This window comes from Jiangella gansuensis DSM 44835, from assembly GCF_000515395.1.
Lineage (GTDB): Bacteria > Actinomycetota > Actinomycetes > Jiangellales > Jiangellaceae > Jiangella > Jiangella gansuensis.
Genome location: NZ_KI911782.1, coordinates 1859357 through 1878872, shown reverse-complemented (window position 1 = coordinate 1878872; position 19516 = coordinate 1859357). Strand labels below are relative to the sequence as shown.

Genomic DNA, 19516 nt, shown 5'->3' with positions numbered 1-19516 from the left:
CCCTTGATGATCATGGTGCCCAGCGGCTCAGCGGCTGGCGAGCTCTGAGAAGATCTCCACCAGCTCCGGCCGATGCATCGGCCCCACGTGAGGTGCGGGCACGCTGCGGACGTCGGTCGGGTTGGATGGTGTGAGGCGGTCGGCCTCGGCGATGAACCGGTCCTGCAGCGCCGGCGGAATGAGCCGGTCCTCGGTGAATCGCACGTAGGTGCGCGGGATGCGACCCCAGGTATGCGCCTCCCCGCGCGCATCCGACCGCGGGATGCTGACAGGTTCGTCCGGCTGGAACATGTTGAGCAACTGACGCAGCTCCTCGTCGGTGAACCCCGCCGCCAGGCACTCCCGGATCCCCTTCAACAGCGACGGGTCGGCGGTACGCCAGTTGACCCGGGCCACCCCGAGCGTCGCCGGGTCTCCGACGACCGCGGCAGTCACCTCGCCGACCAGGCTTTCGCTGTTCTCCGGCGTGGCAAGGTAGTCGGTCATCGTCGCGAGCTCGACGCAGCAGTACGCCGCGACGTAGACGACGCGCTCGAGCAGGTCGGGGATGGCGTTGCCGACCCTGCTCACGGTCACGCCGCCCTGGCTCGCGCCGATCAGGATCACCGGCCCGTGCCGGCGGGCGCGGCGCACCACCTCGATGACGTGGTCGGCGTAGTCGTCCAGGGTGAGCTCAGCCAGCGGGGACGGGTCGGTCGCCAGCGCCTCGATGTCCTGCGGCGCCTGGTACCCGCGGGGGAAGAAGCCGTCATCGCCGTGGCGCGGGAGGTCGACCGCGACGCTGCGGTGCCCGCGCAGGTTGAGTTCGTTGGTCAGTCCCGACCACGAATACGCCGAGACGTGGGTGCCATGGACGAATACCAGGGTCGGCGGTCGGCGGTCACCGCTGCCGCCGGTGCGTGTGTCGTTCGTCGTCATCGGTGTTCTCTCCTCTGGAGGGTGGATCGTGTCGGAGGTCGAGGTCGTCGGGCCGGGCCGTCCGGTGGGCGTCATCGGCCCGGCGGTCGCCACATCGGCCACAGCGGCGGGCTGTCGGCAACTCGCACCGGGGCGCCCAGGTCCTCGAACCCGTAACGCTGGTAAAGGGCGCGACTGCGCGGCGAGCTGGCCTCCAGGTAGGCGCCGATCCCGTCGGCGTCGGCGCGATCCAGCCGGTGCCGCAGCATCGCCGAGCCGAGGCCGGCGCCCTGCCGGCCCTCTACGACACCCATGGACGGCAGGTAAAGGTGCGACTTGACGATCGGGTGCCGCGTCGCCAGGGCGTCGCCGAGGGCTCGCAGCCGCGAGCCGCTCGCGCCGAAGGACGGCTCCTCGCCCGCCGCGGCCGGCACCGGGCGCTCATCGTGAGGCGCCTGGCCGGCGGCCAGGGCCAGCCAGACCGCCGCACCGTCGCCGTCGCCGGCCAGGTAGGCCTCGGCGGCCGGGTGCGCGAGCTGGGAACCGTGGAACAGCGACTGGAGGCGGCCTCGCTCGGCTGCCTCGGGGAACAGCCAGCGGACGAGCGGATCGTGCGTGAACGCCTCGACGAGGACGCTCACCACCGTCCCATGCTCCGCCTCACCCGCCGGCCGCACGGACGCGTACGGCGTGCTGAATGTCATGCGTACAGCGTAGATCAGGCGGCGGATGAACGCTCGTCAACGTCGCGTAAAGTGCACTAGTGCATCTGGATTGAACTAGTACACTAGATTGGCACGAACACACCACTGGAGGCTCGATGTCGGCACAAGAGCGACCGGATCCGCCCTACCTGCAGATCACCGCCGAGATCCGGGCCCGCATCCTGAGCGGCGACCTGCGGCCCGGCGAGCGGATGCCGTCCATCCGCCAGATCGCCAGGCAGTGGGGCGTCGCCGTCGCGACCGCGACCAAGGTGATGGCCGCTCTGCGCGACGACGGCCTGGTCGAGACCGCGGTCGGCTCCGGCACGGTGGTGAGCTCGGGCTCCGGCCGGACACGGCCGGACCGCCCGACCGCACCTGGACGGCCACGCCCCCGACCGGCCGGCACCGTGTCCCGGCGGGCGCTGCGCCGCGAGCATGTGCTGCGCGCCGCGATCGCGATCGCCGACGTCGAAGGACTCGACGCCGTCTCCATGCGGCGGGTCGCGGCAGACCTCGGCGTCGGCCCGATGTCGCTGTACCGGCATGTGGCGAACAAGGACGAACTCGTGACGCACATGGTCGACGAGGTCTTCGGCGAGCGGGAGCTGCCGAACCCCGGACCCGACGGCTGGCGCGCCAAGCTCGAACTGATCTCCCGGCTGCAGTGGGAGCTGTGCCAGCGCCACCACTGGCTGCCCCGGGCCATCTCGTTCACGCGCCCGCTGCTCATGCCCAACCTGGCGGCGTACACCGAGTGGACGCTGCGCGCGCTCGACGGGCTCGGGCTGCCTATGACCATCCGGATCCGCGAGGCGCTCACCCTGCCCACCTTCGTCGTCGCCGTCGCGCTGTCACTGGCCGACGAGGTCGAGGCCGAGCAGGAGACCGGCATGAGCCTCGACCGTTGGTGGGCCGGCCAGCGACGGCGGGCCGACGAACTCCTCGACAGCGGACAGTTTCCGCTGCTGTCCATGGTTCCCGGCGACGCCGCGGCGGACCTGGACGGGCTGTTCGAGTACGGCCTCGCCCGGCATCTCGACGGGTTCGCGGTACTGGTGCGTTCCCGGCAACGCTGATGCGTCAGCCGGAGTGACCCACGCCACGCCGCATAGTGTGTGGGCATGGCCAAGATGTATCGGACGACGGCGCTGCGCCGGGCCGGCAACGCGGCCATCACGGTGGCACTGAGGGCCGGCGTGGCGCCGTCGGCGTATGCACTGCTGACCGTCGCCGGACGGCGCACCGGGCAGCCGCGCACCACTCCGGTGCGGGTCATGCGCAGCGGCGGCCAGCGCTGGCTGGTGGCGCCCTACGGCGTCGTCGACTGGGTGCGCAACGTGCGCGCGGCCGGCCGGGTGACGCTGACCCGCGGCCGGCGCAGCGACACCTACGTCACCGTGGAGTGCGACGCCGCGCAGAGCGGCCCCGTCCTCAAGCGCTACGCCCGCCTCGAGCCGGTGACCAGGCCGTACTTCGACGCCAAGCCCGCTGACCCGCCGGAGCGGTTCGCCGCCGAGGCCGGCCGCCACCCGGTGTTCCGGCTGGACCCGGTCGACGTCTGACCAGCCGCCCGGGCTCAGGCCGCCCGGGCTCAGGCCGCCCGGGCTCAGGCCGCCCGGGCTCAGGCCGCCCGGCGCAGGTCGCTGGCTCAGGCCGCCCGGCGCAGGTCGCTGGCCACCTCGTCGCGGACGACGCCGGGCTCGAGGCCGAGGTGCCGGAACACCCCGAGGGTGAGCTTGTCGTCGCCGCGCAACAGCGCCAGCACGAGGTGTTCGGTGCCGATCTCCTTGTCCTTCCGCGCGATCGCTTCGCGCAGGGACAGTTCGAGGGCCTTCTTGGCTCGCGGTACGAACGGGATGTGCCCGTACGCAGCGTCCGACGACGGCAGCAGCCGCCGCAGCAGCCCGGAGCGCCGGCCGCGATCGGCCTCCGGCGGGCTGTCCAGTGCTCCCTCGCCGAAGGTCGCCTCGGCTCGCCGCGTCACCTCGTCGAGGTCGATGCCGAGCGAACGCAGCGCTTCGGCGTCCTCGCCGTCCAGCGGGCCACCGGCATCGGCGGCGACGACGGTGGTCACCGCCGAGCGCGCGGCGTCCGCGGTCACACCGAGGCGGGTCAGGGTGGCGACGCCGGGTGCGTCCGGCTGGCGCAGCAGGGCGAGCAGCAGGTGCTCGGTGCCGATCCAGCGGTGGTGGAGCTCCCGCGCCTCCTGCTGTGCCTGTACGACGGTGTCGCGGGCCTGTGTGGTGAACCGCTCGAACATCGGGCTACCTCCTCGCGTGTTTCTTGTGCACGGCTTGCCGGCTGACACCGAGAGCGGCCCCGATCTCTTCCCACGACCACCCCTGGTCGCGGGCGTTGCCGACCTGCAGCGCCTCGAGCCGCTCCACCAGGCGGCGCAACGCCGCTACCGCCCGCAGGCCCACCCGCGGGTCGCCGTCGACGGCCGCGGTGGCGGCGTCGAGGGCTTCTCGTGCATCGGAACTGGTCATGCTGTCAACCTAGGCTGACACTGCTGCAGATGTCAACCTCAGTTGACGCTGGTCCGGCCGGCCCGTGCGGGCCGCTCGTAGGGTTGGACCCTGACCGCAGGAGTGTTCCCCGACGTCTCGACCTTCTTCGGCCGCCAAGTGCAGGACCGGTTGCGCGACGAGCGAGCCATCTGGCTGACCACCGTCGTCGCCGCCGACGGGACGCCGCAGCCCTTCCCGGTGTGGTTCGTCCGGGTCGGCGACGACATCCTCATCCACAACGACAACCGCGCCACCCGCATCGACCGGTTTCGCGACCGGCCCCGGGTCGGCCTCCACCTCAACAGCGACGATCACGGTGGCGACGTCGTCGTGCTGACCGGCCGCGCGGAGATCGTCGACGACGCGCCACTCCCCCAGGACTCCGCGGAGTACGTCGCCAAGTACCGCGCGGACATCGAGCGCGTGGTGGGCAGCCTGGCCGCGTTCGGCGAGCGGTACTCCGTCGCCGTTCTGGTCCGCGTCGGCAAGGTGCGCGGCTTCTGAGCACCGACGGCCACCGGCTCGGAAGTCCGCTCGGCACGGGCCGCACAGCGGACGTCTAAACCTCGGCAATGGCCGGGTGTTGCGACGCTACCGCATCGACAAGGACACCGCGTCCGAGGCCGAGGTCATCGAGCACGTGCGGGCGCAGGGCTTCCCCGCACCGCGGGTCGACAAGGCGGACGGTCGTGACCTGGTCATGGAACAGGTCACCGGGCCGACGATGCTCGCTGCCCTGCTCGCCGGCGACATCGGCGCACCTGCGGCCGCGGCCATCCTCGCGGAGCTGCACGAACGGCTGCACATGATCGGACCCGTTCACCCGGGAAGCGACGACACCCACGTCGTGGTCCACTTCGATCTGCACCCCGACAACGTCATTATGGCGCCCACCGGGCCGGTGTTACTGGACTGGACCAGCGCCACCGACGGGCAAGCCGAACTCGACGTCGCCATGTCCGCGCTGATCCTCGCCCAAGTGGCTGTCCACCCCGGTTCGGAGCTCGCTCTACCGGGCGATCACTGCTCACGGAGTTCGCCGGACGGGTCGGGCCAGTGACCATGGCCGGGCCAGCCGCTCACCGCCGCAGAGCCGACCCGACCCTGGACCGCATCGAGATCGAACAGCTCGCGCAGGCGGTAGCGCTGGTCGAGGCGCTCGCCGGCACGCCCTGAAGCGCACGCTGCCGCCGCCGACGAACCCGCATGAAAGCAGTGGATTCCGGGCACGGATGAGGGCAGACTGGTGAGCACACCACTCGCCGAACACTCTCGGGGAGCATCCATGTCCGGCTTCCACACCGACGCACCGGGACTGCTCCCGGTGCTCTCGAAGGGCAAACACCGCAACGCACGCAAGGGCGCCTGTTTCATGGAGTTCGCGTCCTACCTGGCCGGTGAGCGCTGGAGCGACCACCCGGCGTGCACGCACCCGCTGCTCGCGGCGGTCGCCCGCCTCGTCAACGACGCCATCGCCGACGACCATCGGCCCCAGCTCGCACCACTGGTGCCGCGGGTCATCGGCGTCGATTCCAGCGACCCACGCATGGACGTGGTCATCGCATTGCGGGTCGCCACGACCGCGCTGCCGGTGGCCTCCGCCGAGCGCCAGCGGGTGCTCGCGGTCGCGTTGCTGTCGGCGGAGCGCATTCTCGACGACCTCGACGGCCGCCCGGCCGGCAGCCTCACCGAGCGCAGCCGGCAGGCGCTGGATCACGTGCCGATCGCCGCCGCCTGGGCGCGCGAGTTCGCCGAGGGCGAGCAGACGACGCTCAAGGGGTTCCGCCGGTACGCCGCGCCGACGGCGGTGCGCTGCGCGATCGAAGGCATCGCCAACGCGTGCGTTCCGGACCCGGACCGCCGGCTGCACGAGCTGCTCGAGCTGACCATCGCCGACTGCGCTCAGCTGTCCAGCCCACAGCACCGGCACGAGGCCGACCCGGAGCGCTGGGCGGCCGCCTGCCGGCTCACCGGCACCGTCTGAGGGCGCGCCGACCGCGGTCAGTGACCCCGGCGTGCGTTGTTAGGCATGCCTCAGCTAATTTTGCGGCATGTCTTCCCGGTTCCGCACGTTCGCCGTCCTGACCGCGGCCCTCGTCGTCCTCGCCGGCTGCAGCGACGACACCGCCAGCGACGACAGCACCGACGACGGCGGCAACGCCACCTCCGCCGGTGCCAGCGGCGCGTTCCCCGTCACCGTCGAGCACGCGCTCGGCGAGACCACCATCGAGTCCGCGCCCGAGCGCGTCGTCACCTGGGGGTCGTCCACCCAGGACGCCGTTCTCGCCCTCGGCGTGACACCGGTGGCGATCCCGGAGTTCGAGTACGGCGGCGACGGCGACGGCGTGCTGCCCTGGTGGCGGGAGGCGCTCGGCGACGACGAGCTGCCGACGCTGCTGCCCAACGCCTCGGACACCGAGATCCCGTACGAGGCCATCGCGGAGACCGACCCCGACGTCATCCTCGCGGTCTACTCCGGCATCACCGAGGCCGAGTACGAGACGCTGAGCGCCATCGCTCCGACCGTCGCTTACCCCGACGGGCCGTGGAGCACGCCGTGGCAGGAACAGACCCGGCTCGTGGGCGAGGCACTGGGACTGGACGACGAGGCCGAGCAGCTGGTCGCCGACACCGAGGCGTACCTCGACGAGCAGGCGGACGAGTACCCGCAGCTCGCCGCCGCCTCGTTCCTCTACGGCACCGAGGACGCCGGTCAGCTCGCCCTCTACACCAGCGACGACGTCCGCGTCCGGCTCCTCACCGACATCGGCATGGCCCTCGCGCCGTACGCCGACGAGAACGCCACCGGCGACTCCGTCTACTACAGCGTCAGCCCCGAACTGGCCGCCGAAGTTGAGTCGGACATCTTCATCGCCTGGTTCAACGACCAGCAGGCCGCCGATGCGTTCCGGGACGATCCGGCGTACGCGCAGATCCCGGCGGTCGCCGCGGGCGCGTTCGTGCCGGTCGTGGGCGAGTCGTACGTGACCGCCAGCTCCGCGCCGTCGGTGCTGTCCATCCCGTGGATGCTCGACGACTACGTTCCCCAACTCGCCGAGGCAGCCAGCTGAACGGCCCGCCCCATGATCATCGGCGATCGGCCCCGTCATGGCGGGATGGATCGCCGATGATCATGGGTGGGGAAGGTCGATGCCGTGCAGGCCGCCGTCCTGGTCACCGGTCACCAGGACGCCGTCGACGACGACCGGGGTGCTGAACGTGTTCGCCGGGCCGACCTGGAGCCGGTGCGCGACCGCGCCGGTGGGGACGTCCACCCCGGCCAGCAGACCCGTCGTGGCCACCACCCAGGCGGTGTCGCCGTCGATGACCGGCCCCGCGTTGAGGGTTCGCGCACCCAGCTCGGTGAACCAGCGTTGCGCCCCGGTCGCCGGGTCGACCAGCTGGAACCGGCCCCATTCGTCGACCAGCAGCAGCCCGTGCGGCGTCAGCCCGGACGGCGGGTACATGCAGCCGCTGGCCACCTGCCAGCGCAGCTCACCCGTGGCGGCGTCGACGGCGAACGTGCTGGCCACGGTCGCGAACAGCACCAGCCCACCGGGCAGCAGCTCGACCATGTCGTCCCAGGAGCTGTAGATCAACCGGCCGTAGGTGTTGGTGCGGGTATTGGTCCGGAACGCCCACAGTCGCTCACCGGTGGCGGCGTCGAAGGCGTAGGCGTTGCCGTCGCCGCTACCGGCGTAGACGCGTTCGCCGTCGCAGGCCGCCCGGCCGGCGAAGAAGCCGCCCAGGTCCGTCGCCCACAGCGGTGAGCCGTCCGCGGCCGCGACGGCGTGCAGCGTGGTGCCGGCGGAGAAGACCACCGCCTCGGTGTCGCCGATGGTCGTCACCAGCGGGGTGGACAGCACGGGCGCGCCGGCGTCGACGCTCCAGCGGTCCGTTCCGTCGTCGGCGGCCAGCCCGTACAGGTGGTGGTCGGCCGACGGCACCACGACGACGCCGGACGCCACACCGGCGGCACGGTGGACCGGGCCGACCGAGCGTCGCCAGCGTGCCCGGCCGCGGCGCGGGTCGACCAGTGCGACGTCGCCGCCGGTGGAGCCGGCCACCACCAGCCCGCCGGAGACCGCCAGCGCACCCTGCACGCTGCCGGCCAACGACTCCGACCAGCGCCGGGCCGGAGTGTCGTCCGTGGCGGGCACCTCGAACGGCGCGGTCGACTCGTGCGTGGACCCGTCGGCGCCGACCACACGCACCTGCACCCGGTGCCGGCCCGGCGGCAGCGCCGAGGCGTCCACCGAGCCGGACCACCAGCGTCCCCGGCCGGACCTGGCCAGGTCGGCCCAGGCACCGGCGCTGCGGCCGCCGAAGACGTGCTGCGGATACACCTGGGCCCGCACCCCGGCGGGCGCGCCGTCGCGCGGCACCTCGACCCGAAGGTCGAGCGAGCCGCCGGCGGCCAGGTCGATCACCACCTTGCCCGGCCGCAGCAGCCGGCCCTCGCCGTTCCCGGACAGCGGGACGGTGGTCAGCTCGCGGCGGGTCTCCACGCCGTCGACGGCCACCGACACCGCCCACACGCGCAGCACCGGATGGCCGGCGTCGTCGTGCTTCTCCACCCATTGGTAGACGGCAGCGTTACGAGTCGCGGCGCCGGTCACCTGCGTGAACCCGTTGAAACGGTGGACGCCCTCGCTGTGGATGTGGCCGGCGAACAGGCCTCGGACGGGTGACCCGGCGACCGTCTCGAAGAACGCGTCCTGGTCGTTGACGTAGTAGTAGTCGGCGCCGTACGGGAAGTGCTGGAACAGCAGCACCGGCGCGTCCTGGTCGAGCTCCCCGGTCAGCCAGCCCAGCCGGTCCGGACCGAAGTGCCCCGGCTCCTGCAGCAGCTGCGTCGGGTCCAGGCCGATGATCCGCACCCCGCCGACGTCCACGGTGTACGGCGCGGGGCCGAACGTGTCGCGGTAGAGCTGTCCGGCGTTGACGTCCCAGCGCATCTCGTGGTTGCCCGGGACGTGGCGCATCCGCTCCCACAGCGTGTCGGGGATGGTCGACAGGTACGCGTCGAACTCGGGCGCGCCGCCGTAGTCGGTGATGTCGCCGCAGTTGACGACGACGTGCGGGTCGCCCTGCGCGATCGACGCGAAGACCCGCGGCAACAGCTGCAGGCGGGCCGGCTCCTCCGCGCTGGCGTGGGTGTCGGTGATGACGGCGAAGCGCAGCGCCGCCGCGGCGGGCGTCGCGTTCGCGCCGGCACCGGACGTCGCGGTCGAGCTGGCACGGGCCGAGCCGGCCACGGCACCGAACCCCGTCGTCGCCGCCAGGCCGCCCACTGCCCCGGCTCCGGCCAGGGTGAGGAAACGCCGACGATCGAGCAGCCTGGTCGGAGTCTTGGACATCCCGGAAACCCTTTCGCCGGCGGTCAGGTCCGGTCACTTTAGGGGTCATCGACGAGCGAACGGAACCCTTCGGATGAACACCCACGAACCTCCCGGTGAAGTCGCGTCGCGACTCGGCCGGAACGTCGTGCGCTACCCTCACAGGGCGCGGTCGGAGCCGCGCCCGGGTCCGCGGGCAGGGTCGAACCCACTCCGTGATCACAGGTCATCGTTCGAGCCTTTGTGCGGCCGATCCTGCGGACCTCGGCGCCTGGCGCACGGAGGTCTCGATGCCCGAGCTACCCGACCACCCTCACCTCGACCACCTGAAGAAGCAGGCCAAGCAGCTGTTGCGCGACTACCGGGCCGGTTCGCCCGGCGCGTTGGAGCGGCTGCGGGCCGGCCTGCCGGCGGCGGCCGGCCGCGATGACGACGAGCTGCGACGGCTCAGCCTGCGGCTGCGCGACGCCCAGTCATGCGTCGCCCGGGAGTACGGCTTCGCGTCCTGGGCGCAACTGCGCGCTCACGTCGAGGCGCTGCCGGGCCGCGGCGCCGGGCCGGACGTCGTCGTCCACCGGTGGCTGCGCCTGGTGTACGCCGGCGACGTGACCGGCGGCAACCAGGCCGCCCGGCCCGACGTGGCGGCGCGCTGGCTGGCCGAACAACCCGCCCTGGCCGCCACCGTTGCCCGCGATCCGCACCTGAGCTGCGCCGTCGGCGACGACACAGCGGTCGGCCGGGCGATCGCCACCGACGCCGGCTGGCCCGCCCGCCCCGGCGGCCCACTGGGGCTGCCACCGCTGGTCGCCGTCACGCAGTCGGCGCTGCTGCGGCTGCCGGCCTTCGCCGACGGTGTGCGTGCGTGTGCGCGCCTGCTCGTCGACGCCGGCGCCAGCCCGGACCAGACGTTCGTGACCGCCGACGGGCACCGGCTGTCGGCCCTGCACGGCGCCGCCGGAGCCAACCACGACCCGGAGCTGACCCGGCTGCTGCTGGTCGCCGGTGCCGGCCCCGACGACGGCGAATCGCTCTACCACTCCCTCGACAACCCCGCCTGCACCCGGCTGCTGCTGGAGGCCGGCGCTCGCATCACCGGCACGAACGCGATCTACCGGGTCTTCGACCTGGACGACGCCGGCACGCTGCGGCTGCTGCTCGACCACGGTGCGGACCCCAACGAGCCGTCGCCCACGTGGGGCACGCCGTTGTTGTTCGCGATCCGGCGGCGACGCTCAGCCGAGCACGTCCGGGCGCTCCTGGCGGCCGGCGCGGACCCGCGCGCCAGGACGCCCGATGGCGTCGGCGCGTACCGGCTGGCGCTGCGGTTCGGCCTGCCGGAGGTCGCGGAACTGCTGCACGCCGCCGGGGCGGTGGAACCGGTCGACATCCCGGAGATGCTGGTCGCGGCGTGCGCGGCCGGTCAGGCCGAGGTCGCCCACCGGCTGCTCGCTCAGCACCCGGGCATCGTCGGCGCGCTAACACCCAGCCAACTGCGGCTGCTGCCCGACCGGGCCGCAGCCGGCGGCCCGGGCTCCGGCGACGCGGTACGGCTCATGGTGACGGCGGGCTGGCCGGTCGACGTCAGCGGCGGCGACTGGGACGCCTCCGCCCTCAACCACGCCGTGTTCCGCGGCGACGCCGGCCTGACCCGCTTCCTGCTCGAGCACGGCGCGGACTGGACCACCCGCCACGGCTACGACGACACCGTCGTCGGCACCCTGTCCTGGGCGTCACTGAACGGGGACGGCGACGGCGACTGGGCCGGCTGCGCCGAGGCGCTGCTCGATCACGGCATGCCAGCACCGCGGCCCGAGGACGGCTACGAGTTCTCCGACGACGTCGCCGAGGTGCTCATCCCCGACCCCGCCCCGAAATGATCACGTCCACCATGGGTCCTCCCACTCCACCAGGCAAGCATGCCTCGGGGAGCGGGAACACCCATGGTGGACGTGATCATTTCCGCCTCAGGCCTCCTCGACCTCCGGCGCGGCGAACTGGCTGTTGTACAGCTGGTGATAGGCGCCGCGCCGCTCCAGCAGCTCGGTGTGTGAGCCCTGCTCGACGATGGCGCCGTCCTCCATCACCAGGATCAGGTCCGCGTCGCGGATGGTGGAGAGCCGGTGCGCGATGACGAAGCTGGTGCGATCGCTGCGCAGCGCCGCCATCGCGTGCTGCACCAGCACCTCCGTCCGGGTGTCCACCGACGACGTCGCCTCGTCCAGGATGAGGATGGACGGGTCGGCGAGGAATGCCCGGGCGATGGTGAGCAGCTGCTTCTCACCGGCGCTGATGTTGTCGCCTTCCTCGTCGATCACCGTGTCGTAGCCGTCGGGCAGCGAGTGCACGAAGCGGTCGACGTAGGTGGCCTCCGCGGCGGTCCTGATGCGTTCCTCGGTCGCATCGGGGTTGCCGTAGGCGATGTTGTCGCGGATGGTGCCGCCGAACAGCCAGGTGTCCTGCAGCACCATGCCGATGCTGGAGCGCAGCTCCTCGCGGCGCAGGTCGGCGATGTCGACACCGTCGATGGTGATGCGGCCGCTGTTCAGCTCGTAGAACCGCATGATCAGGTTCACCAGCGTGGTCTTGCCGGCCCCGGTCGGGCCGACGATGGCGACCGTCTGGCCCGGCTCGGCCACCAGCGACAGGTCGTCGATCAGGGGCGTGTCCGGGTCGTAGCTGAACGAGACGTGCTCGAACGTCACCCGGCCGCGCGGCTGCGGGCCAAGAGTCGCCGGCGTCGCCGCCTCGCGCACCTGCTCCGGTTCGTCGAGCAGTTCGAACACCCGCTCGGCCGACGCGACCCCCGATTGCAGCAGGTTCGCCATCGACGCCAGCTGGGTGAGCGGCTGGGTGAACTGGCGGGTGTACTGCACGAACGCCTGCACCTCGCCGAGGCTCATCGAGCCCGACGCCACCCGCAGCCCGCCGACCACCGCGATGGCGACATAGTTGAGGTTCCCGAGGAAGAACATCGCCGGCATGATGATGCCCGAGACGAACTGGGCGCCGAAGCTGGCCTTGTACAGCTCCTCGTTCTTCGCTCCGAACGCCTGCTCCACCTCGCGCTGCCGGCCGAACACCCGCACCAGCGTGTGGCCGGTGTAGGCCTCCTCGATCTGCCCGTTCAACGCGCCCGTGTGCGCCCACTGCGCGACGAACTGCTTCTGCGACCGCTTGGCGATGAGCGCCGTCACGATCATCGACAGCGGGACGGTGACCAGCGCGATCACCGCCAGCAGCGGCGAGATCCAGACCATCATCGTGAGCACGCCGAGCACCGTGAGCAACGACGTCAGCAGTTGGCTCATGGTCTGTTGCAGGCTCTGCGAGACGTTGTCGATGTCGTTGGTGACCCGGCTCAGCACGTCGCCGCGGGAGTTCGCGTCGAAGTACCGAAGCGGCAGGCGGTGGATCTTGTCCTCGACGTCGGAGCGCAACCGGAACACGGTGCGCTGGACGATGGTGTTCAGCAGGTACGCCTGGATCCACATGAACACCGACGCGCCCACGTACAGCGCCAGCACGCCCAGCAGCACCCACCGCAGGTCGACGAAGTCGATGCCCTGCCCGGGTGTGACGTCCATGGCCGACACCATGTCGGCGAACGTGTCCTGCCCGCCGGCTCGAAGCTGCTCGACCGCCTGCTGCTTGGTGACCCCGTCGGGCAGTTGCCGCCCGACCACGCCGGCGAAGACGAGGTCGGTGGCGTGGCCCAGGATGCGCGGGCCGATGGCGTTCAGCGCCACGCTGACCACGGCCAGCGCGATCACCAGGAACACGCCGGTGCGTTCCGGCCGCAGCCGGCCGATGAGCCGCTTCGCGGACGGACCGAAGTTCATCGGTTTCTGCGGCGGGGGGGCCATCCCGCCGAACCCTCCGGGACCGCCGCCACCGGGGCCGCGGACGCCCACCGCCGGGCGGGCCGGCGCCGTCGTGGTGGCCTTGGACGCGCTCATGCCGCCTCCTCCGCGGTCAGCTGGGACTCGACGATCTCGGCGTAGGTCGGGCAGGTGTCGAGCAGGTCGTCGTGGCGGCCGAGCCCGACGACGGCGCCGTCGTCGAGCACGACGATCTGGTCCGCGTCGACGATGGTGGACACCCGCTGGGCGACGATCACCACCGCGGCGTCTCTCGTCCGTGGCCGTAGCGCGGCTCGCAGCCGGGCGTCGGTGGCCAGGTCGAGCGCGGAGAACGAGTCGTCGAACAGGTAGATGTCGGGTTGGCGGACCAGTGCCCGGGCGATGGCCAGGCGCTGGCGCTGACCGCCGGAGACGTTGGTGCCGCCCTGCGCGATCGGTGCGTCCAGGCCCTCGGGCAGTTCTTCGACGAAGTCCCGGGCCTGCGCGATCTCCAGGGCCTGCCACAGCTCGTCGTCGGTGGCATCCGGGTTGCCGTAGCGCAGGTTGCTCGCGACGGTGCCGGAGAACAGATAGGCGCGCTGCGGCACCAGCCCGATGCGCGAGCGCAGGACGTCCAGGTCGATGTCGCGTATGTCGACGCCACCAGCCAGGACCGCGCCCGCCGTCACGTCGATGAGCCGCGGCACGAGGCTGACCAGTGTCGACTTCCCCGATCCGGTGCTGCCGACGACGGCCGTCGTGGTGCCTGGCGCGACGGTGAAGCTCACCCAGCGCAGCACCGGGACCTCCGCGCCCGGGTAGGCGAAACTCGCGTCGCGCAGTTCCAGCGACAACGGCCCGGACGGCGCGGCGACCGGTGTCGCCGGCGGCACCACGGACGACTCGGTGTCGAGCACCTCGCCGATGCGTTCCGCGCACACGGACGCACGTGGAACCATGACCAGCATGAACGTCGCCATCATCACTGACATGAGGATCTGGATGAGGTAGGCCAGGAAGGCCGTCATCGAGCCGATCGCCATCTCGCCGGCGTCGATGCGCTGCGCGCCGAACCACAGCACGGCCACGCTGGACACGTTGAGCACGAGCATGACGTACGGGAACATCAGCGCCATCAGCCGTCCGACGTGCAGCGCGGTCTCCGTGAGCGCGGTGTTGGCGACGGCGAATCTGGCCTGCTCGTAGCGCTCCCGCACGAACGCTCGCACCACCCGGATGCCGGTGATCTGCTCGCGCAGCACCCGGTTGACGACGTCGATGCGCTCCTGCATGAGCCGGAACGCGGGCACCATCTGGCGCACCACCAGCGCGATCCCGAGCACCAGCGCCGGAACACAGACCAGCAGCAGCCACGACAGCCCGACATTCTCGCGCAGCGCCATGATGACGCCGCCGGTGGCGGTGATGGGCGCCGTCACCAGCAGGGTGCACGACATCAGGACCAGCATCTGGACCTGCTGGACGTCGTTGGTGTTGCGGGTGATCAGCGACGGCGCCCCGAACCGGCCGACCTCACGGGCGGAGAACGCACCCACCTGGTGGAACAGCGCCGCCCGTACGTCGCGGCCGAACGCCATGGCCGTTCGGGCGCCGAAATAGACGGCACCGATCGTGCAGCAGATCTGCACCACCGTGGCCGCGAGCATCCAGCCGCCGGTGGACATGATGTATCCGGTGTCGCCGCGGGCGATGCCGTTGTCGATGAGGTCGGCGTTGAGGCTGGGCAGGTAGAGCGAGGCCAGGGTGCCGACGAACTGCAGCGCGACGACGGCGGCGAGCCACCGCCGGTACGGGCGCAGGTAGGTCCGCAACAGGCGGATGAGCATCTCAGTACTCCGGTGAGTCGGCGTCGGCCATGACCCCGTGCAGCAGCAGGTCCACGACGTCGGCGGGGGCGAGGGGCTGGTGCTCGTTGATGAGGGGGTGGAATCCGGCGAAGCAGAGGACGCGCAACTGCCGGGCGACCTCGGCCGGGGGCAGCCGCAGCCGGTGGCGATCCGGCTCGACGAGCGCCTCGAGGATGGCCAGCACTCCGGCGTGCTGGGGCGGTTCGTGCCGGCCGTCGTCGCCCGGTGGCCGGTTGAAGCCGATGGCCGCCATGAGCTGGAACACACTGGTCAGCCGTTCGTGCAGGACTTCGGTGGCGGCCAGCAGCCGCTGTTCGAGCGGCTGGTCCATGTCGATGGCGGACAGCCGTCGCTCCGTGTCGCCCGGATGCACGGCCGCTTCGAGGGCTGCGCGCAGCAGCGAATTCTTGTCGTCGAAGACCCGGAAGATGGTGCCTTCGGCGATGCCGGCGGCCTCGGCGATCTGCCGGGTGGAGATGTTCAGGCCGTGCTGACGCACCAGTGGCACGGTGGCGGTGATGATCGCCTCGCGACGCTGATCGGGCGACATCGGCGCCGCCCTGCTCCGTTTGGTCGGTGTGGACACGAGCGACAGCATAAGTGAGTGAGTTCTCACTCACAAGTGGGTTTCGCGCCTGCCCTTGATCATCAAGACTTGGCCCGGTCATAGCCGGGGCAAGTCTTGATGATCATCGGGAAGGGGCGCGGCGAACGGGCGTACTCTCGAAGGAGAACGGCTGACGGAGGTGGTCAGCATGGGTGCGCTCGCTGTGGCGCTCGCCGTTCTCATGGTCGTGGCGGTCGTCGGGCTCGCCAGCGCTCGCGTGGTCCGGCAGTTCGAACGGGGCGTCGTGTTCCGGCTGGGACGGGTGCACGGGCCGCCGCGGGAACCGGGCCTGAGCTGGATGGCGCCGTTCGTCGACCAGATGCGCAAGGTCAACGTCCAGATCATCACCATGCCGATCCCCGCGCAGGACGGCATCACCCGCGACAACGTCACCGTCCGAGTCGACGCCGTGGTCTACTTCCGCGTCCACGACCCGGTCGAGGCCACCGTCGAGGTGCAGGACTACGAGTTCGCCGTGTCGCAGGTGGCACAGACGTCGCTGCGCTCGATCATCGGCAAGAGCGAGCTGGACGACCTGCTCTCCAACCGCGAGGCCCTGAACCAGGGACTCGCGCTCATGATCGACAGCCCGGCCGTGGGCTGGGGCGTCGAGATCGACCGGGTCGAAATCAAGGACGTCGCCCTGCCCGAGACCATGAAGCGCTCGATGTCGCGACAGGCCGAGGCGGAGCGGGAGCGCCGCTCGCGGATCATCACCGCGGACGGCGAGTTGCAGGCGTCACAGAAACTGGCCTCGGCCGCGGCTACCATGTCCGACACACCGTCGGCACTGCAGCTGCGGCTGTTGCAGACCATCGTCGAGGTGGCGGCGGAGAAGAACTCCACCGTCGTGCTGCCGTTCCCGGTCGAGCTGCTGCGCTTCCTGGAGCGCTCCACCCGCGAGGTCGCCGACGAGCCGGCCTCGGAGCAGCGGCGCGCCGTACCCGAGCAGCCGGGTCGTTCAGAGCCGGAGGCGATACCGCAGCGGCGCGCCGTGGCCGAACCGCCGCCACCGCCGCCCCCGGTGCGTCCCGGCGCGGTAGCGCACGACGGCTGAGAAGCGCTTGTGCCCGGACGGTGGCGTCGGTTACCGTCTGCGCCATGTACGCGACCGCACTCGGCACTTGGTGGCGCGCCTCCTAGGCGGCGCCCCCTTCGCGTACTCACCCACGAGAAGCGACCGCCTCGTCCGAGGCGGTCGTCGTCGTTGTGCGGCCCGTTCTCCGGTCGAGGCTTGACCGGAAGGAACCCACCGTGCTCAGCTCCCTGCTCCGCGACCCCACTCCCCCGCCGTTCGCCGTACTCGCCCGCGCCGACGGTCCCGGGGTCGAGGTGCTGCTGGGCGACGTCGTCGACGTCGACCGGCTGGCCGACATCCCACTCCCCGAGGACGACGCCGACGACGGCGACGACGGCGACGGCAACGGCGGGCCGGCCGGGCCGCAGGTGCTCGCCCTGGTGCCGTACCGCCAGGTCGCCGAGCGCGGCTTCGACCACCACGACGACGGCGCTGCGCTGCGCTGCCTGGTCGTCCGGGACCGCGTCGTACTCAGTATCGACGAGGCACTGGCCGCCATCCCGGACGACGTGGTCGACGTCGAGCCAGGCGGCTTCGACATTGACGACGACGCCTACGCGGACATCGTCGGGCGGGTCATCCGGGACGAGATCGGCCGCGGTGAGGGCGCCAACTTCGTCATCCGCCGTGACTACGTGAGCCGCGTGCACGGGTCGGTACCGCATGCGGCACTGCGGCTGTTCCGGCGGTTGCTGACCGGCGAGCCGGGCGCGTACTGGACCTTCGCCGTCCACGCCGGCGACGTCACCATGGTCGGCGCAAGCCCGGAGCGGCACGTCAGCGTGGCGGGCGGCACCGTCGTCATGAACCCGATCAGCGGCACCTACCGCGCGCCCGACGACGGCGCCACCGTCGACGGCCTGCTGCGTTTCCTCGCCGACCCCAAGGAGACCGAGGAACTGTTCATGGTCGTGGACGAGGAGCTGAAGATGATGGCGCAGGTGTGCGAGGACGGCGGCCGGGTGCTCGGGCCGTATCTCAAGCCGATGCGTCACCTCGTGCACACCGAGTACCTGCTGGAAGGGACCACCAGGCTCGACGTCCGCGACGTGCTGCGCGAGACGATGTTCGCGCCCACGGTCACCGGCTCGCCGCTGGAGAACGCCGCGCGTGTCATCACGCGCTATGAGGCCTCCGGGCGCGGCTACTACGCCGGCGTGGCGGCTCTGATCGGCCGCGACGACGACGGCCGGCGCACCCTGGACGCGCCGATCCTGATCCGCGCCGCCCACCTCGGGCCCGACGGCACTGTGACGGTTCCCGTCGGCGCCACGCTGGTGCGGCACTCCGTCGCCCGGCACGAAGTGGACGAGACCCATGCGAAGGCCGCCGGCATCCTGGCCGCGCTGGGCCTCGGCGCAGCGCGTCGCGGGAGCGTCCCCACCGGGCCCGAGGCGCCGGCACTGACCGAGCACCCCGGGGTCACGGCGGCGCTGAGCGCACGCAACGCCACCCTGGCGCCGTTCTGGCTGCGGCCGCAGGGCCCGGACGTGCGCCCCGGGCTGGCCGGACGGACAGCCCTGATCGTCGACGCCGAGGACCGGTGGACGGCGATGCTCGCGCACTTGCTGCGCCGCCTGGGCATGGCCGCGGAGGTGCGCCGGTGGGACGATCCCGCCGTCGACGGCTCGCTCACCCGCTACGACGACGGTTACGACCTGCTGCTGGCCGGTCCCGGGCCGGGCGACCCGCGCGATACCGGTGACCCCCGCATCGCGCACCTGCGCGGCCTGGTCACCGGCCGGCTGGCGGCTCGGCGGCCGTTGCTGGCGGTGTGCCTGAGCCACCAGGTGCTCGCCGACGTGCTCAGCCTGCCGGTAGGCCCGCTGCCGCAGCCGCACCAGGGCACCCAGCGCACGATCGACCTGTTCGGGCGGCCAGCCGTTGCGGGCTTCTACAACACGTTCGCGGCCGGAATGCCGGCCGACGGCCTCCGGCCGCAGGGGCTGGAGATCGCCGCCGATCCCGGCACCGGCGAGGTGCACGCGCTGCGCGGCGAGGGGTTCGCGTCGGTCCAGTTCCACCTGGAGTCGATCCTGTCCACCGACGGTGTCGACCTGCTCGCCGGCCTGGTGGCGCACGTGCTGGACTCGATACGGGACACGGCGACGGCGCGTGTCTGACCATCCCAGCCGTAGGCTGTGCGTATGGATGTCCCGATCGTCACCGCAGACCTGGTACGGCAGTTGCGCGCGGGCTACCCGAACGCCGACCTGGTCTACGCCGGCGGCGGGCGGCTGCTCGTCCGCCGGGCGCATGAGGGAGTCGTCGAGGGCGAGCACCTCTACAGCTCACAGCGGCTGGACAGCTGGCGTCCCGCGGCCGGCTCCGCGCCGTTGGACGACGAGGAGCAGGCCGCCAGGCTCACCGAATCCCTCGCCCCGATCATCGGCGATCTCGTCGCGCGGGAACAGGGCGAGGCGATTCTCGACCAGCTCAACGCCTACCAGGGCGACGACATCTGGGCCAACGTCATCGAGAAGCTGCCCGACTTCGACCAGCGGCTTCCGCAGGAGTACCCCAGCTACGTCCGGTCGGCCTACGACCAGCGGCACCACGACGCCACCGCCACGACCGCCGAGTTCGTCGCGCTCGGCGGCCGGGTCACGTTCTCGCTGGACCGCCGCGAGAACCGGTGGCGGGCCGAGTACGCGACGGACCGCTGACGCCG

The 19516-nt window shown here is 71.6% G+C and carries 18 protein-coding genes; 10 read left to right on the top strand and 8 right to left on the bottom strand.

Going from position 1 to position 19516, the window contains the following annotated elements; translation table 11 throughout:
- Positions 1-27: 27 nt before the first annotated feature.
- Both JIAGA_RS0109145 and JIAGA_RS0109140 read right to left on the bottom strand, forming a co-directional pair.
- A complete protein-coding gene (locus JIAGA_RS0109145; RefSeq protein WP_051425898.1) occupies positions 28-918 on the bottom strand; it encodes an alpha/beta fold hydrolase in 891 nt (296 codons plus the stop codon).
- 71 nt (positions 919-989) lie between these two features.
- Entirely contained in the window at positions 990-1601 is a 612-nt protein-coding gene (locus JIAGA_RS0109140; protein ID WP_051425897.1) for a GNAT family N-acetyltransferase, read from the bottom strand.
- 116 nt (positions 1602-1717) lie between these two features.
- On the opposite strand from JIAGA_RS0109140, the gene JIAGA_RS0109135 reads away from it, so the two are divergent.
- Entirely contained in the window at positions 1718-2680 is a 963-nt protein-coding gene (locus JIAGA_RS0109135; RefSeq protein ID WP_026875425.1) for a GntR family transcriptional regulator, read from the top strand.
- 45 nt (positions 2681-2725) lie between these two features.
- The gene (locus JIAGA_RS0109130; RefSeq protein WP_026875424.1) at positions 2726-3166 is read left to right on the top strand and encodes a nitroreductase family deazaflavin-dependent oxidoreductase; all 441 of its coding nucleotides are present in this window, start codon (positions 2726-2728) and stop codon (positions 3164-3166) included.
- Positions 3167-3252: 86 nt separating this feature from the next.
- On the opposite strand, the gene JIAGA_RS35910 is transcribed toward JIAGA_RS0109130, so the two are convergent.
- Both JIAGA_RS35910 and JIAGA_RS0109120 read right to left on the bottom strand, forming a co-directional pair.
- Positions 3253-3864 carry a Clp protease N-terminal domain-containing protein gene (locus JIAGA_RS35910; protein WP_026875423.1) on the bottom strand — a complete coding sequence of 204 codons (612 nt, stop codon included), beginning with the start codon at positions 3862-3864 and terminating at the stop codon, positions 3253-3255.
- Positions 3865-3868: 4 nt separating this feature from the next.
- Positions 3869-4093, bottom strand: coding sequence for a hypothetical protein (locus JIAGA_RS0109120; RefSeq protein ID WP_026875422.1), 225 nt, complete (start codon positions 4091-4093; stop codon positions 3869-3871).
- Positions 4094-4195: 102 nt separating this feature from the next.
- Between JIAGA_RS0109120 and JIAGA_RS0109115 the strand changes: the two genes are divergently transcribed.
- The 4 genes from JIAGA_RS0109115 to JIAGA_RS0109100 all read left to right on the top strand — a co-directional run bounded on the left by JIAGA_RS0109115 (position 4196) and on the right by JIAGA_RS0109100 (position 7185).
- On the top strand, positions 4196-4618 hold the full coding sequence (locus JIAGA_RS0109115) for a TIGR03667 family PPOX class F420-dependent oxidoreductase (RefSeq protein ID WP_026875421.1): 423 nt from the start codon (positions 4196-4198) through the stop codon (positions 4616-4618).
- Between the two features lie 76 nt (positions 4619-4694).
- Complete coding sequence (locus tag JIAGA_RS28595) at positions 4695-5174, top strand: phosphotransferase (RefSeq protein WP_051425896.1); 480 nt, start codon at positions 4695-4697, stop codon at positions 5172-5174.
- A 225-nt stretch (positions 5175-5399) separates the two neighbouring features.
- Complete coding sequence (locus JIAGA_RS0109105; protein ID WP_026875420.1) at positions 5400-6098, top strand: hypothetical protein; 699 nt, start codon at positions 5400-5402, stop codon at positions 6096-6098.
- A gap of 67 nt (positions 6099-6165) precedes the next feature.
- Complete coding sequence (locus JIAGA_RS0109100) at positions 6166-7185, top strand: iron-siderophore ABC transporter substrate-binding protein (RefSeq protein ID WP_026875419.1); 1020 nt, start codon at positions 6166-6168, stop codon at positions 7183-7185.
- 60 nt (positions 7186-7245) lie between these two features.
- Here the strand turns inward: JIAGA_RS0109100 and JIAGA_RS28590 are convergent, their stop codons facing one another.
- Positions 7246-9474: an outer membrane protein assembly factor BamB family protein gene (locus JIAGA_RS28590; RefSeq protein WP_084469583.1), complete on the bottom strand. Its 2229-nt coding sequence runs from the start codon at positions 9472-9474 to the stop codon at positions 7246-7248.
- Between the two features lie 269 nt (positions 9475-9743).
- On the opposite strand from JIAGA_RS28590, the gene JIAGA_RS0109090 reads away from it, so the two are divergent.
- Complete coding sequence (locus JIAGA_RS0109090) at positions 9744-11330, top strand: ankyrin repeat domain-containing protein (protein WP_026875418.1); 1587 nt, start codon at positions 9744-9746, stop codon at positions 11328-11330.
- A gap of 87 nt (positions 11331-11417) precedes the next feature.
- On the opposite strand, the gene JIAGA_RS0109085 is transcribed toward JIAGA_RS0109090, so the two are convergent.
- The 3 genes from JIAGA_RS0109085 to JIAGA_RS0109075 are packed head-to-tail and all read right to left on the bottom strand — an operon-like array spanning position 11418 to position 15746.
- Complete coding sequence (locus JIAGA_RS0109085) at positions 11418-13409, bottom strand: ABC transporter ATP-binding protein (RefSeq protein ID WP_026875417.1); 1992 nt, start codon at positions 13407-13409, stop codon at positions 11418-11420.
- On the bottom strand, positions 13406-15139 hold the full coding sequence (locus JIAGA_RS0109080; protein ID WP_026875416.1) for an ABC transporter ATP-binding protein: 1734 nt from the start codon (positions 15137-15139) through the stop codon (positions 13406-13408). The genes JIAGA_RS0109085 and JIAGA_RS0109080 overlap by 4 nt, the downstream gene beginning before the upstream one ends.
- A 1-nt stretch (position 15140) precedes the next feature.
- Positions 15141-15746: a TetR/AcrR family transcriptional regulator gene (locus JIAGA_RS0109075; protein WP_169738843.1), complete on the bottom strand. Its 606-nt coding sequence runs from the start codon at positions 15744-15746 to the stop codon at positions 15141-15143.
- 169 nt (positions 15747-15915) lie between these two features.
- Here JIAGA_RS0109075 and JIAGA_RS0109070 point away from each other — a divergent pair, with 169 nt between their 5' ends.
- The 3 genes from JIAGA_RS0109070 to JIAGA_RS0109060 all read left to right on the top strand — a co-directional run bounded on the left by JIAGA_RS0109070 (position 15916) and on the right by JIAGA_RS0109060 (position 19511).
- Positions 15916-16824, top strand: coding sequence for a slipin family protein (locus tag JIAGA_RS0109070; RefSeq protein WP_035813785.1), 909 nt, complete (start codon positions 15916-15918; stop codon positions 16822-16824).
- A 197-nt stretch (positions 16825-17021) separates the two neighbouring features.
- Positions 17022-18968, top strand: a complete 1947-nt coding sequence (locus JIAGA_RS0109065; RefSeq protein WP_051425895.1) for an anthranilate synthase family protein — start codon at positions 17022-17024, stop codon at positions 18966-18968.
- A gap of 24 nt (positions 18969-18992) precedes the next feature.
- Positions 18993-19511, top strand: a complete 519-nt coding sequence (locus JIAGA_RS0109060) for a hypothetical protein (protein ID WP_026875412.1) — start codon at positions 18993-18995, stop codon at positions 19509-19511.
- The last annotated feature ends 5 nt before the right edge of the window (positions 19512-19516 follow it).